The organism is Trichocoleus sp. FACHB-6 (assembly GCF_014695815.1).
GTDB lineage: Bacteria > Cyanobacteriota > Cyanobacteriia > Cyanobacteriales > FACHB-T130 > Funiculus > Funiculus sociatus.
Genome location: NZ_JACJOY010000013.1, coordinates 47209 through 61624 on the forward strand (window position 1 = coordinate 47209; position 14416 = coordinate 61624).

The 14416-nt window shown below is 44.8% G+C and carries 9 protein-coding genes; 5 read left to right on the forward strand and 4 right to left on the reverse strand.

All coding sequences use genetic code 11. The features are described from left to right. Positions 1-396: 396 nt before the first annotated feature. Both H6F66_RS02355 and H6F66_RS02360 read right to left on the reverse strand, forming a co-directional pair. On the reverse strand, positions 397-1008 hold the full coding sequence (locus H6F66_RS02355; protein WP_190417840.1) for a hypothetical protein: 612 nt from the start codon (positions 1006-1008) through the stop codon (positions 397-399). Between the two features lie 273 nt (positions 1009-1281). Beyond that, a complete protein-coding gene (locus H6F66_RS02360; RefSeq protein WP_190417841.1) occupies positions 1282-1893 on the reverse strand; it encodes a thylakoid membrane photosystem I accumulation factor in 612 nt (203 codons plus the stop codon). Positions 1894-2178: 285 nt separating this feature from the next. Here H6F66_RS02360 and H6F66_RS02365 point away from each other — a divergent pair, with 285 nt between their 5' ends. From H6F66_RS02365 to H6F66_RS02385, 5 genes are all read left to right on the forward strand, one after another. Continuing rightward, positions 2179-3036 (forward strand): FecR family protein, encoded by an 858-nt coding sequence (locus H6F66_RS02365; RefSeq protein WP_190417843.1) that lies wholly within the window; start codon positions 2179-2181, stop codon positions 3034-3036. 60 nt (positions 3037-3096) lie between these two features. Then, positions 3097-4866 (forward strand): adenylate/guanylate cyclase domain-containing protein, encoded by a 1770-nt coding sequence (locus tag H6F66_RS02370; RefSeq protein WP_190417845.1) that lies wholly within the window; start codon positions 3097-3099, stop codon positions 4864-4866. Positions 4867-5322: 456 nt separating this feature from the next. After that, the gene (locus tag H6F66_RS02375) at positions 5323-6657 is read left to right on the forward strand and encodes a MurT ligase domain-containing protein (protein ID WP_190417858.1); all 1335 of its coding nucleotides are present in this window, start codon (positions 5323-5325) and stop codon (positions 6655-6657) included. Between the two features lie 59 nt (positions 6658-6716). After that, complete coding sequence (locus tag H6F66_RS02380; protein WP_190417847.1) at positions 6717-7499, forward strand: type 1 glutamine amidotransferase; 783 nt, start codon at positions 6717-6719, stop codon at positions 7497-7499. A 173-nt stretch (positions 7500-7672) separates the two neighbouring features. Further along, positions 7673-8569 carry a DUF4351 domain-containing protein gene (locus tag H6F66_RS02385; protein ID WP_190417849.1) on the forward strand — a complete coding sequence of 299 codons (897 nt, stop codon included), beginning with the start codon at positions 7673-7675 and terminating at the stop codon, positions 8567-8569. Positions 8570-8646: 77 nt separating this feature from the next. On the opposite strand, the gene H6F66_RS02390 is transcribed toward H6F66_RS02385, so the two are convergent. Further along, on the reverse strand, positions 8647-12075 hold the full coding sequence (locus H6F66_RS02390; protein ID WP_190417850.1) for an ATP-binding protein: 3429 nt from the start codon (positions 12073-12075) through the stop codon (positions 8647-8649). A 94-nt stretch (positions 12076-12169) separates the two neighbouring features. Then, on the reverse strand, positions 12170-13933 hold the full coding sequence (locus tag H6F66_RS02395; RefSeq protein ID WP_190417852.1) for a DUF3685 domain-containing protein: 1764 nt from the start codon (positions 13931-13933) through the stop codon (positions 12170-12172). Positions 13934-14416: the final 483 nt, after the last annotated feature.

The following is a 14416-nucleotide window of genomic DNA, read 5'->3' on the forward strand; positions in this document are numbered from 1 at the left end:
TCAGCCGACAATTGTATCCTAACAAGGCTAGTGAAGGTTGGAACAATTAAAACTGTTAATCAAGTAAAGGATGAGCTTAAAGCTGTATGCAGTAGCATCAGACTGGCAGGTCTAGAGAAGAGGGATTAACAAGAGCTGGCTCTTGAAATTTGTTGAGACTGGCGGACAATAGCACTATGGAAAAGAGTAGAAATGCGATCGCATTCGGTCAAAGCACCCTATAAGCTTATAGTTTAGAGCAGGATTGGGCGCGCGATCACTATATAATCACCCAGAGAATTGAGTAAAAATATTTGGGAACATATTTCTGACTTATGCGATCGCTGCACAAATGTTGATATATGTGTAGAAACCTACTGGAAAATTATTCTTTAGCGAACGGTATTGCCACCAGCCTTAACAAATAGGACTATTCCCAGGATTCACTGCATGAATATACTCGCTTCCTGAATGAGGCCATCCCCGTTTATAAGCAGCTTCCTCTGGCTTTCCCCAACCGAGTTGCAAGACAATTTCTAAAAAATCTGACTTCTCCCACTTCCAAAGGCTTGCCCATTCGGTGCCACAAGCAATTCTGTCTACATCTGGTGCCATAATCATCCGGTGGTCTTTGCCATTATTAACGCTCAGGTACAAGTCCATCTCGGCTGTTGCTTCATGCCAAAATAACATTATTGAATTCTTAGCAGCTTTCAGCGTCTCCATATCACTCGGAAGAGCAATTAGCTGAGCATCTACTTCTGGAATTCGTAGAGTCTTGTTCTTGAGTGTTAGCTGTCGCCAAACAATGCCGGAAACGTTATGTTCCCTCTGATAGCGATGAACTGCGGCTTTAAAGTCTTGATAAGCTGTGAATTTTTGGATGCCCTCCGGCTTGAGAAACTTGTCAATCAATGGGTTAACTCCAGAAGTCTTGGCAGCTAAATTAAGGCGCTGCCCATTGAGACAGGCGCGGCGCTCCGTAGCCAAGATTTTGATTAGCTCCTCGGTGGTGTAGACTTTTGGCATCAGAACACCATCTGGTCGCGGTTACAGATAGTTTAGCGTCGCTTGCCTTGAAATAGGTCAACAAGTCAGTATCAAATTAACGTCAGCTGGGCGGTTAAAACCGCAGCTACACAGACCGGAGGCGAAGCCTATGCGGCTTTGCTCAACCCGCGCAGGCGGAGTTCAAAACCTTTGATATTCCGATACTCCGCGCAGGCGGATGAGAGTTTGTATAGCTGCGAATTCTATTCGCCAGAGCTGAAGTTAACACTAATGCCAGCGGCCCAAATACAATTATTTGGTTAATTCGGTATTAAACTCATTGAATGTTCGCCGCTTCAGTTCTGCTGATTCGGAACGAGGCAACAAGTCAAACACCTCCCGCAAGACATCATCTACCTTCTCATATTCGACCTTCCCCTTCTCGTTCAGCACAACCTCGCCTTTCTGGTTGAGCAACACTGTCTGAGGGACGACACCTTCATAGTAATAGCCGGGTTCGGTAGCTGTAAAGGTGGATTTTTCTGGAATAGCATCTACGTTGATGGGCATAATATCTGCCGCCCGACCATAAAAAGCTTGTAAGCGGTTGACGACGATCGCATACTGCTTGCAATCGCTGCTATCGTCTACGAAGAACACCAGCAGCGCAGGTTTTTTCCGGGCGAAAGATTCTGCCAAAGTCACTTTCGGCGGCACCAGTGAGCCATTGCCAGCGTAGAGGGCAAAGATATTGCCGTCAAAGTAATCGTCGTTGATGCCTGCTAAGGCTGAGGGGGTTCCCAGCAGCAGCAGCAAACCCAAACAAGCAATTAGCCTCAACAAGTAGCGGTCAAAAAGATGCCGCCACGAACGGCGATAAGCTGCCAGAATACCGAATCGAAAATGTAAAAGACGAATATTCATATCAACGTTGCTGTGGAAACTATCATGATCGCGCCGTCCGTACCATTCAACTGCGGAAACGAAAACAGGCTATTATAATTTACTGCATTCAGGGTAAAAAGATATTTTGATTAAATGCTTGTGCTATTAAATGCATGATCTCTGCACCTCAATCTTAAGCGGAACTTATTGGGGATATAATATCTAGTCTAAACAATAATATTTTTGCATAAATTCCCCGCTAAAAAGCGATAAATAATATAGCTACATAGCCAAATTATTTTCGATTTAATAATTTTCTGCCCTATGAAATTGCACCCAGCTAGAACTTACCGACTGTTAGCATTGGTATTAACGGGTATTTTATTAGTAGCCTTACCCTTGCTGGCTAAGGATCTTCAATTGCCTTCGAGCCGCTTTGTGGAAGTGAGGCAGATTCGCGGGACAGTAACTTACCAAGGAAGACAGGCAAAAGTAGGTGATCGCTTGACAACATCTGGGCAGCAAATTGCTACGGGGGCAAACTCCAGCGCTGTTTTAGCTGTAGACACTGCGATCGCTACTATCAATGTTTCAGAAAATTCCATTGTACAAGTTAAAAATCTTTCTCTGGCTGCCAAGGGCGGCAGGGTGACTGTCCTGGGGGTGCCTAAAGGGCAGGCAAGGATACAAGCACGAACCTTAAAAAACCCTAATTCGCGCTTGGAAATTAGCTCTCCATCTGGTGTTGCTGGCGTTCGCGGCACCGTGTTTGGCGTTGCTGTTGATCCCAAAGGGAAAACAGGAATTTCTACGCTTGAAGGTGCCGTAGCCATCACAGCTAAAGGGCAAACTGTGAGAATAAATGGTGGTTACTCTTCTGTTGTTTTTCCTGGTTCCCCGCCAACGCTACCTCGCTTGACGAAGGATAAATTAAAATACAAATTGGAAAGTTTGTCAGCAATCGGGAACAACAAAATCCGGTTGATTTGTATAGTCGATCCGCTAAATTTGGCATTTCTTAATAACCGTCCCCTAGAGATAAATCAAAAGGGTAAAATTGATGCAATACTTCCTGCGCCAGCCAATTCTGATTTGCGGCTAGTGGTTCGTAGCCCATTGGGAGACGAGAAATATTATAACTTAGGTGCAAAACTTCGGGAATCAGGAGTCAATAGTCAGTAGTCCTTGGCTAATGGCTTTTGAAGAATTAGCACTTAGCAACTGGCTAATGATTAATAACTAATGACTATTAAAATTTCGGTGTTAAATTCTTTATTGCCGGGAATTATTGCTGGTGTAATTTCCGTGACCATGTGGCAACTAGAGGGATGGAAAGCGCTAGAAAATCTAGCGTACAATACGCTGTTTCAAATTCGCGATGGGGGAATTTTGCTATCGCCAGAGTGGGATGAACGGGTGGCAGTAATTGCAATTGATGAAACCAGTTTGCAGGAGTATGGGCGATTTCCCTGGAGACGTGATCGCTATGCACAGCTATTGCAAGCGTTATCAGTATCTCCACCAGCTGTAATTGGTTTTGACATTCTATTTGCTGAAGAAAGTCCCGAAGATAGCCAATTTGCTGACGCTATGTTTGCTAAAGGAAATGTAGTTTTGGCGAGGGTTTGGGATGACAAAGGTAAACCTTTACCAATCGTACCAAATTTAGTAGAAGCTGCTGCTGCACAAGGGCATATTTTACACAAACCTGATACAGATGGTATCAGCCGTCAGGCGACGCTATTTGTGCGTGAAATTCCATCGTTAGGGGCTGCAATGCTGCAAGTTTATAATAACAGTAACCAAATACCCGTAAGCGATCGCTCTGTTGAATTTCAGCCTGTATTACTTAATTGGGTCGGAAAAACCCAATCTTTACCAACTTATTCCTTTGTGGATGTAGTGGCTGGGAGATTTCCTAAAAACGCTTTCGCTGGTAAGTTTGTTTTAGTTGGTATCACCGCTACAGCTTCCGACCCCTTGCTGACCCCTTTAAATCAAAATCCTCCGACTGCTGGGGTTTATATTCATGCAGCTGTAATCGATAATTTGCTGAATAACAGGCTCCTTTCTACTGTACCCAAGTGGGGAACGGTGCTGTTGTTGCTGTTGGTTGGCCCTGTTTCGAGTAGGTTATTTTCCACCCAAGGGTCAAAAGGAAGAATTGCGATCACATTTTTGTTATTGATAGTTTGGTATGCAATTGCACTATTATTATTCACCTTCGCTAATGTCTGGATTTCCATCGCCGCACCAATTGGGACAATGGTGCTATCAGGGGTGATTTTACAATTGCGAGAACAGCAGGAAAAGCAACAGCTAATGAGTCTGTTTGAGAAATACATGGCTCCGGAGACTGCTAGTTTAATTTGGCAGCGGAAAACTGAAATTTTTCATAAAGGTGAGTTAAAAGCTCAAGAAATGGTAGCGACGGTTTTATTTATGGATATTCGGGGTTTCACTACCATTTCGGAGAAACTAACACCCCGCGAGTTGCTAATTTGGCTAAACGAGTATTTGGATGCAATGAGCGATTGCATCATGAACAACGGCGGCGTTATAGATAAATATATTGGGGATGCAATTATGGCAGTTTTTGGTATTCCCTTTCCTCACACGAAGCCGGAAGAAATTCAGCAAGATGCTTTGAATGCGATCGCTGCTAGTTTAGCCATGCACGAACGGCTGCAACAGCTTAACGAACACCTGCTGGCTCAAAACAAGCCCAAAATTGAATTTGGCATTGGCATTCACACTGGTCTAATTATCGCTGGTAGTGTGGGCGGTTCTCGGCGTTTAAATTACTCAGTGCTGGGAGATACTGTTAATATTGCTGCCCGACTAGAGGCGATGAATAAGGATGTCAAAGAAGGTAATCCGTATCGCCTGTTAGTTACTGGTGAAACTTATGGATATGTGCGCGATCGCTATTACGCCCGACCCGTCAAAAACCTTCAATTGAGGGGTCGAGAACGAGAGACTTTGATTTGTGCAATTCTGGGTAAAAAATAAGCGATCGCGCATATATAAGCCCACAGGCTTTAGTCGTTAGGCGGTTAAAAAAAAGGTGAAAGGTATCACTCGTTGCTATACGGCTTCTCGCTTCGGACTGTTAGTTCAATAATGAAAATATTTTTATAAATAATATTGCAGCGTAGTTCTTCCTTATCAAGATAAATTATATCAGGAAAAACCAAGATAAGTCTAGGGTTTAAAAAAGAAATTTTCCTGAAAATGGGTGAAAAACACTTAAATTTAAAAGGGACGAAGGGCGATTTTTAGCTAGACTTTACCGAAGAAATCTTGCTACTACGGAATCTAAACACAGAAGCTTGTTCTGGAAAATAAGTGGATGTAGGCTCTTGTTAAGGTAAAATGCTGACGAGCCAACAACAGCTCAGTAGATAAGCAGTAAAGACGCTTGTAGAAACTTGATAAATCGCGTCTTGGTAGGAGTGTGGTGTGAGGATATCATTTTTCGATAGATTTCGGCTAGGCGTGGCGGTGGCGGTGGCGAAGACGGTAACGGCGCTGGTGCGATCGCTGCGGCTGGGGGCTGCTAGTGTATTACCTGGGGAAATTGCCCGTCGCCTGCATCCGAATCTGTTGCAGCTGCTGTCTCGTCAGGTGAAACACGGGGTTATTTTCATTGCGGGGACGAATGGGAAGACGACGACATCGCTGCTGTTGCGGACGATGCTGGAACGTCAGGGATGGCGAATTGCCCACAATGCTGCTGGTGCTAATCTGGTAAATGGATTAATGACAGCACTGTTGGCAAACACTAACTTAATCGGTCAGTTGAGCGCTGATTATGCGATTTTGGAGGTGGATGAAAATATTCTGCCCAAGGTTCTGCCTTCTATTCAACCGAAATTTATTTTATGTTTAAATCTGTTTCGGGATCAGCTGGATAGGTACGGTGAAGTTGATACGATAAGCCAGCGTTGGAAAGATGCGATCGCGCAACTTCCAAAAGAAACTGTGGTAATCTTAAATGGTGATGACCCGACGTTATCTTATTTGGGTCAGCAGTTGCCGCAACGGGTTTTATCTTTTGGGCTAAGCGAACCAGAAGCCTATCTTGACGAAATTCCTCACGCGGTAGATTCTATTTATTGTCCTCGGTGCGGTCATTCTCTCGATTATCAGGGTGTCTACTTATCTCATCAAGGCGATTTTCACTGTCCCAGTTGTGGCTTTGAGAAAAGCAAGCTGGCAATTGACAGCCGAAAATGGCCTCAGATTTTAATCGGCATTTACAACAAATATAATACGCTGGCGGCTGTATTAGCAGCTCAAGAAATTGGGGTTGATGCAGATACTCTTTTAGATACAATTAAAAACTTCCACGCGGCTTTTGGACGGTCTGAGGAATTAGAAGTTGCGGGGAAAAAGGTGCGGATTTTGTTATCAAAAAATCCCGTGGCGTTGAATGAAACTATTCGCGCAGTTAATCAGCAAAGAAGTAATGGTGGTTCCTCTACAACACTAATGGTGTTGAACGATCGCACGCCCGACGGTACAGATGTATCGTGGATTTGGGATGTGGATACGGAAAAGTTGGTGGAGAAGGGGGGAACTGTGGTGGTGAGCGGCGATCGCGTCTATGATATGGCCCTGCGTATCCGCTATAGTCAAGCTGAGGGAAATGTCTGCAAGTTGATTGTAAAGGAAGATTTGCAGGATGCGATCGCTACAGCTTTAGAACACACTCCGACAGGGGAAACTTTGCACATTTTACCTACTTATTCGGCGATGTTGGAAGTGCGCGGGATTTTGACTGGGCGGCAGATTTTGTGATTTTAAAAACCGCTCTAGGCGCAGAGGACGCAGAGAAAGAGAAGGAATAGAGGGAGTAGATGGAATTAACTATTGGTTGGCTTTATCCGTCGTTGATGAGTACCTATGGCGATCGCGGCAATGTGATATGCTTGCGCCAACGCGCCGAATGGCGCGGAATTCGGGTGAATGTGTTGTCTTTGGCGCAGGATACGCCGCCAGAAGAATTTCAGAAGGTGGATGTGTTGGTTGGTGGCGGCGCACAAGACCGACAGCAAGAAATCGTGATGCGCGATTTGCGGGGGGCGAAGGCGGAGGCTATCCGCGAGAAGATTGAAGCTGGGACACCAGGGGTGTTTACTTGTGGATCGCCGCAGTTGTTGGGACACTACTATGAACCAGCGTTAGGTCAGCGGATTGAGGGATTGGGTTTGTTGGATATGGAAAGCAAGCATCCAGGCCCAGACGCGCGTCGCTGTATCGGTAATGTAGTTTTTGAGGTGACGGCGACACGGTTGGCGCAGGATTTGCAAAAGATGCTGGGCGCTGCGCCAGTAATAATTGGTTTTGAAAATCACGGCGGTAGAACTTATCTGGGGAATGTGGAACCGTTGGGACGTGTGGTTAGCGGTTACGGTAACAATGGGGAAGATGGGACGGAAGGGGCGTTTTATCGGAATGCGATCGCTACCTACTCTCACGGCCCGCTTTTACCTAAAAATCCCTTCATCGCTGATTGGCTGATTCAGACAGCATTGTTAGAAAAGTATCAAAGGCCAGTGTCTTTGGAACCGCTGGATGATACTTTAGCAATGCAGGCACGAGAAGCGATGTTTAAAAAATTAACTGCGCTCAAAAAATAAATAATTGCTAATGGTTAATGGGGTTTTCTTGCCATTAGCAATTAGTAAGAGTAGGTTGGGACTGTGCAATAGCGAAACCCTACAAATGCTTATGTTATGCTGGTTGAGCTGCCTCAACTACAATAATTTTTAAATAATGGTTTTTTATTACGATTAGCCATTAGCTTTATTTGATGATAGACCACGATCGCTTATTCAAAGAATTAATTTCTACCTTTTTCTGGGAATTTATCGAATTATTCTTCCCCGAAGTCTCTGCATACTTAGAACGAGAACCCATCACCTTTTTGCCGCAGGAAATATTTACAGATGTGACATCAGGCGATCGCCGCGAAGTCGATTTAGTGGCAAAATGCCAATTTAGGGGTAAAGAGTCATGTTTTCTAATTCATGTCGAGAACCAATCTCAATCACAAACAGATTTTAGCGAACGGATGTTTTTTTACTTCGCTCGTTTGTATGAAAAACATCGCTTACCTGTGTACCCAGTCGTAATATTTTCTTTCGATTACCCTCTGGAGGAGCAGCCAAATTTTCATCGAGTCGAGTTTCCTGACAAAGTAGTGTTAGATTTTAACCATGCTGTCATCCAGCTAAATCGACTCAACTGGCGAGATTTTTTGCAGCAACCTAACCCAGTAGCCGCTGCATTAATGTCTAAGATGCGAATCGCCCGAAAAGATAGAATTAGAGTCAAGTTAGAATGTCTGCGTTTGCTGGCGACACTGCGTTTAGATCCCGCAAGGATGCAGTTGATTTCTGGGTTTGTGGACACCTATCTGCGGCTGAATGCAGAGGAAGAACGGCAGTTTCAAGCCGAGATTGTTAGGATTGAACCAGTCGAACGGGAGGAAGTTATGGAAATTGTCACAAGTTGGATGGAGCAAGGAATTGAGAGGGGAAAACAGGAACTTGTCCTGCGTCTGCTGACTCGTCGGTTTGGTACACTTGATCCGGAATTTCAACAACAGATTTCTCAGTTACCAGTGGCACAATTAGAAAATTTGGCAGAGGCTTTACTGGATTTTTCAACTATCGATGATTTGCGTAATTGGTTGAGTAATCATTAGGCAAATGGCAAGACAGAAGAAGGCTAATCCCTAATAGTAATAAAAAATAATTAGCAATTAGTTATTTTGCATTTTACCTATGAACTTCGTCTGGCAAGTTGCGCGATCGCATCCGCCAACTTAGATGGCTCAACAGGCTTAGGGATATGCCTCTGAAAGCCAGCTGCCATAGCAAAAGCGCGATCGCGATCGCTGGCGTAAGCCGTCAGGGCCACGGCGGGAATTTCACCCCCAGCGTGGGAGTCGCGCATCCTGATTTTACGAATTAGAGCATAACCATCCTCTTCCGGCATCCCAATGTCGCTCACCAAGACATCTGGCTGCGAATCTTCCAGTGTCTGGAAGGCTGCGATCGCTGATTCCACTGCCGTCACTTCGGCTCCCCACTCCTCCAGCGCTACCTTAATAACCTCGCGAGTGTCCGCCTCGTCATCCACAAGCAGCACCCGCAAACCTTTGAGGGAGATTGAGGATTGGTGATTGGTGATTGGGGTAGGGCGTGAGTCTTTCTGCGTCCCTAATCCCCTATCAATGAGTGGCAATATCACCGTGAAAGTCGATCCTTTCCCTTCGCCGGGGCTGTTGGCGCGAACGCTTCCACCGTGCAATTCCACCAAGTGGCGGACAATAGCAAGACCTAAACCTAATCCGCCGTGCGATCTTGTAATTGAACTATCGGCTTGGCGGAACCGCTCAAAAACGTAGGGTAAAAAGTCAGGGCTAATACCTTTCCCCGTGTCGCTGACTGCGATTTGAGCATAGTTGTTCGTTGGTTTTGGAACGCTGTTAGAACCTGACAAATCTTCCCTGACAAGTGACAACCGAATCTCCACCTTCCCGCCTTCAGGGGTGAACTTAATCGCATTAGAGAGTAAATTCCAGATGATTTGCTGTAAGCGATCGCTATCGCCCAACACTGCACCCACCGAGGGATCGAGTACACTCTCAAGCCGAACCGATTTGGACTCAGCAGCGGGACGCACGGTATCAAGCGCCAGATTAATGAGTGGTATCAGTTCAATCGGGCGAATATTCAGGCTAAACTTACCCCGAATAATTCGCGAGACATCCAGAATATCGTCAATCAGTTGCGCCTGAGATTTAGCATTGCGTTCGATAGTCTCCAAAGCCTTAGCCGTGGTTACTTCGTCAAACTTGCGAGAACGGAGCAATTTAGCCCAACCCAGCATTGAATTAAGCGGCGTGCGGAGTTCATGGGAAACCGTTGCCAGGAAATCGTCCTTCATGCGGTTCGCCGCCTCTGCGTCGGCGCGTGCAGCTTGTTCGCGAATGAGCAAATCATCCTTGATTTTGTTAGCCGCTTCCAATTGCGCCGTGCGTTCGATGACTCGCTGTTCCAGTTCAGCGTTCATGGTGCGGATTTTTTCTTCCGCCTGCTTGCGGTCTGTAATATTGCGGCTTACGACTAAAGCGGATGCGATCGCGCCTTCCTTATTTAACTCTGGCACCACACGCGATTGAAAAGTGCAGAGTCCGTTTACCGTCTCAGTCTCGAATTCAATTGCTTGTTCTTCACCTGTTTCAAAGACTTTTCGCAGCGTTTTCTCCCACAATTGCGACAACTCTTCTGGCGAGCCTAGTTCCGGGGGAGACTTGCCGATGAATGCGTTTGATGGCATTCCACTTATCCGCTCCACTGCTGGATTTACGTAAACATAACGCATTTCCCTATCTAGACGCATAATCGCATCCGGCGCATTTTCCAGCAGTGCTTTGAATTCCTGCTGGCGACGATAAAGCTCCTCCTGTACTTGCTGGCGCTCTACGATTTCATTTTCCAGTTTTCCATTAGTTTCTAACAGTTGCCGGGTACGTTTTTGCACCCGTTGTTCTAGAGTTTCGTTAGCTTGTTTGATTTCTTGAAATTTTTCTTGGAGCGCGATCGCCATAAACTTGAAGTTGTGAACTAGAGAACTTATCTCCGCCACTTGGCTGTTGGGCCAATTAATTGCTTCTCGCTCCCAGAGTCGATTTGGCAAGTCAGTAGTCACCCCTGCCAATTGCAACAATGGGCTGACTAATCCGCGACTTAGAAAAATCGCCAGGATCAGCGCCACTATCGCAATTAATATCATGAGCGCAAGAGCAATAATATAAATGCTCTCCAGGTAATTTACTTGTTTGGCGGCGGGTATTTCCACCACCAAAGTCCACGGAATATTGCCGCCTATGGGAATCTCTTCGACGTAAAAAGAGTTTCTCCGCTGCATTATAGGAGGTAAGTTTTCTTTAGGTGGTAGCCACTGATATATAGGGCCATTAATTTCCTTTATCTCTCCACCTCTCCTGCGGTCGAAGCGTTCCATTACCACTCGTTCTGACTGAGTGCTGGCAATAATAAAACCTCTAGTATCAACTAGAGTAACTTGTATATCCTGAGCAATAATATTGTTTTTGAGCAATTGGCTAATGTCTGGTAAATCCAGCGAAGCAAACGCAATCCCACGAAAGCGATTTTCTCCAAGCACGGGTACGCCTAAATCAATCTGGGGAATCAACAAGTTACTATTAGCATAAACTTCGCTCATTACAGGTTGCAAAGCTTTTTTTATGGCGTTAAAGATGTAACTATCGCTGACATTTACGCCAATTTTTAAAGGTTTCTCCTTATCTGTGGTTGGGGAAGCAGTAATGATGCTACCTGCCTCATTAACCAAATATATGTTGTTAAAATTTGGAGATGTTTGCTGTAGAATTTCTGTATTTTCCTGCAATCGGTCTGAAGGTGCCATATCCGACTTAGCAGCGAACTTTGCTAAAGCGCTAAGTGCATTCAGATTTTCCTTGTGCCAAAATATCAATTCAGCAGCTACCTGTTGAGAAGTTGCTGTTAGTTCAGCTTGAATTATATGGGTTCTGTTGTTAATTACGCGCTGGTTTTCCAAAACCATCAGCGTAAGTGCTGGAAAAAAAACAAATGCTACCAATAAATTTAATAAAATCTGCCTCAGGGAAAGAGCCTGTTTTACTTTACGACTTTTTACCCATTTATGAATTGGCAAGCAGGTAATAATTAGGCTGGAAATTAAAGCATTAAAAATGCCGTTTACAGCCTGCTTTAACATAATTAAGCTGGTTGGTATGGCAGGCATATCCATAATGGTGCCATAGAATATCCATACTAAAGGCATTCCAATCAACACCCAATAAATCCCATCCAGTAGAACCATATTCTGGTTCTTGCGCCGCAACAGCAAGCCTACAAATAAAGCTTCGCAGGTAGCAATAATTACTGCATAAGGATGATTCCAAAGTAAAATTGTGTAACCTCCAGCAATGATAGCGGCTATAGTACCCCACAGGATTCCGAAGAGACGCACCACAATCAAAACAGCAATACTACCAAATAGAAAATCTACTCCAAAAAAGAGTGGTAGGCTGAAATAATTACCTACGTAACCTGCTGTTATCAAAATTACCAGTAGCAGGGCGGATTTTTTAAAAAAGGGAAATAATGGCATCTCCCGCAACTTATTATTCAACATCGTTACAGTTTACAGCGCCCATTTTTCCGTGAAGCACACCAAAAGGAGGAATTACCTGCTTTTGGCATTTAACTTTACATTGCCTAAGCTATTCCTACTTTTGTTTTTGACTATTTTTTCCAAAGCGGGTTTCCTGCAAAGTAGTACCTATGCCTTGGATAACACCGCGACCTACTAAACCAATGGCTCGTCCAATTACTTGTGTTAAAATATAGACAACGCCGCTGCCTAAAAAAGCAACGCTTGCTCGGATACGAGGCGCGATCGCATCCCGTGTTTCTAGGAGCAGCGTAACTGCTAGTTGCAAGCCAGTCAGTTGTTCTAACTCAAAGGCGCGAGGCGCATAAATAGAGATTTTTTTGATGCCGATACCATTCAAAGTCAATAAAATATATCGGCTTTCAAAAATTGCCTTTGGCTCCTCAATATAAATTTCTCGACGATACTTCCAACTCAAATCATTACGAAACCGCGCAATTTCCCGCGATGAAATCAAGCGACGGGTATAAAACCCTTGTTTAATCGCTTCCACATCGGCAAAATAATTTAAAAGTGGTTGCACTACGCTATTTGCAACTTGAATTACTAAATTGTCTAAGATAAATTCTATATGTTGCCTTGCTTCTGGCGTTCCATAGGGATAAACGGCATTCTCGATTGTAAGTGGAGTCTGAAACAGTAAATGCGTAATCATCTCCACCAGGAAAGGAATTTTATCCAAAATAGATGCTTGAACAATTAGTACGTCTCGCAGCAAAGTATTAACAATGTCTACTTCTAAATTGCCAATTCGCAGCGTGTAATATTTGCCGAAGAAATCAGTAGTAGACTGCTGCCACAGATCCCGTAAAATAAGAGAACGCTTTTGCGCGATCGCTTCCGGCGGCACCTGAGACAAGCGCAGTTCATCTAAGACATCCTGCAATTTATCCAAAATCAGATAAAGCAATTCCCGTTTTTTCTCATCTCGCAGGATGTCAATTTCCAACGGAGCACCAGTCAAGTTTTGCACGCCATACTGGATCTTGTTTAAAGTAGCGCTGAGTGCTGAAGGCTGAGGACTGAGTGCTGAGGGCTGGGGATTCGCAGGCGGGACATCTGCGCTACGGGCTGGGGCGGGGGTGACAAAAAGATTGTCCCTGGTCTTCCTGGTCGCCTCTGGACTTCCTACCACTGGCAATAGCTGATTCACTAGCCAACGCGATGCTCGGAGTTCTCGCAGCCTTCCGGTTAAAATCAACCAGTCTAGATTGGAAAGATTGGGATTTTGGATTTCGGCTGCTACTTGAGCGATCGCTTCCTCAATTTGCCCTAGTCCAGACTGCCGCATTTGCAGCAACAATAATGAACGATTTTTCTGTGTGACACCTGAACCCCTTACAGAAGGGATATTTTGCGTCTGTACAAGTTCTGACCAATATGCTTCGCCAGAGGCTACCTGACACAAAGCTTGTGCTATTACCGAGATTTCGGTTCCTTTGAGGCAATAGCCATCCGCACCTGTAGCTTTTGCTGCTGCAAGCTGGGCTGGTTCCTGAACCCAAGTCAGGAGAAATACTGGCAAGTTGGGATACTGCGCCTTTAATTCCCCACACAGCTGCAACCCAGGCAACCGATCCGACCCAGAGGAACCTAAACCCAGTTCTAACACTACCAAGTCCGGGGTGTTTTCTGTCCCAGTGCTACTTACCAGCGTCTCCAAGGCGGCTGCGCCAGAATCTGATTGGGCGACGACTTGCAGGGCGGGAAACGGCTCCAGCGCCATCCGTAGACCAAGCCGGAAGATTGGGTCATTATCGATCAAGATCAGTTTAAACGGGCGAGCCGCTCGTTGGGCATCCAGTTGGCGATCGCTCATCAAAAACCTCCTTATTCACGCCGCAATCCCCTGCTATAACAGATTACTCATTTACAGGGAGAATCGGCTAAAGTGCTAAGCGGATCGAGGCAAATCAGTATAAATTTACCGGGAATACCCGAAACTAGGTTTCTGTCCGAGAATTTTCCTAATTTAAACATGATTCCTATATTTAAGGGAAATTTATCTCCATTTATTAAAAAAATTGTTGTTTATACCTAAATTATTGAAATAATATTCAATCGTGCTTTTTCTACAACATCATCTAGTAAATAAATGTTGTTTGAAGCTGAGAACCTTGATGGAGCCTTGGTTTGAGCTAAGAGCGGTAGCACATAAAAAAAGCATAAAACGTAAATTCCTTCACCTAAGAGGATGTTTGAAAAGTGGTGAGGGGTTAAATATTATGCCAACCGCCTGACCATGATACGGATCATTGCCAGATAAATAAAAGTCTCCGATGTTTCTGGCAATAACTCATAA

What these genes read in the sequence shown, in the direction of transcription:
- H6F66_RS02355 (WP_190417840.1), bottom strand. Translation starts at nt 1,008, where the DNA reads ATGCCAAAAGTCTACACCACCGAGGAGCTAATCAAAATCTTGGCTACG.
- H6F66_RS02360 (WP_190417841.1), bottom strand. Translation starts at nt 1,893, where the DNA reads ATGAATATTCGTCTTTTACATTTTCGATTCGGTATTCTGGCAGCTTAT.
- H6F66_RS02365 (WP_190417843.1), top strand. Translation starts at nt 2,179, where the DNA reads ATGAAATTGCACCCAGCTAGAACTTACCGACTGTTAGCATTGGTATTA.
- H6F66_RS02370 (WP_190417845.1), top strand. Translation starts at nt 3,097, where the DNA reads ATGACTATTAAAATTTCGGTGTTAAATTCTTTATTGCCGGGAATTATT.
- H6F66_RS02380 (WP_190417847.1), top strand. Translation starts at nt 6,717, where the DNA reads ATGGAATTAACTATTGGTTGGCTTTATCCGTCGTTGATGAGTACCTAT.
- H6F66_RS02385 (WP_190417849.1), top strand. Translation starts at nt 7,673, where the DNA reads ATGATAGACCACGATCGCTTATTCAAAGAATTAATTTCTACCTTTTTC.
- H6F66_RS02390 (WP_190417850.1), bottom strand. Translation starts at nt 12,075, where the DNA reads ATGTTGAATAATAAGTTGCGGGAGATGCCATTATTTCCCTTTTTTAAA.
- H6F66_RS02395 (WP_190417852.1), bottom strand. Translation starts at nt 13,933, where the DNA reads ATGAGCGATCGCCAACTGGATGCCCAACGAGCGGCTCGCCCGTTTAAA.